The 302-nt window shown below is 35.4% G+C and carries 1 pseudogene; it reads left to right on the plus strand.

Features of this window, described 5'->3' with window-relative positions:
• Positions 1–78: 78 nt before the first annotated feature.
• Positions 79–302 (plus strand): annotated as a pseudogene (locus JKP73_RS22620) (S9 family peptidase); the annotation flags it as partial.

Consider the following 302-nt stretch of genomic DNA (forward strand, 5'->3'; position numbering starts at 1 on the left):
TTAGCCTAGGTCATAAGGTATAATTGGACAGTAAATAGTAAGACTAATTCGAATTTGCTAATAACCTAAGGGAGAGTGATGAGGATCAAATTTCCAAAGCCGACCGTAGAGCAGTTTTTGAGAACTTATGTCATTACTAATTTTTCAGTTAGTAATGATGAAAACCGCCTTGTGTTTAGTACGAATTTAAATGGAAAGATGAACTTATGGGCAATGGATTTGCCTGATGAATTCCCGTATTTATTTGCCCATCACGATGAATCATGCAGGTTTATTAAGTTTGATTCCGAGAATCGATTTGT

Origin of the sequence: Virgibacillus salexigens (genome assembly GCF_014905415.1) — a bacterium.
GTDB classification, from domain to species: domain Bacteria; phylum Bacillota; class Bacilli; order Bacillales; family Amphibacillaceae; genus Virgibacillus; species Virgibacillus salexigens.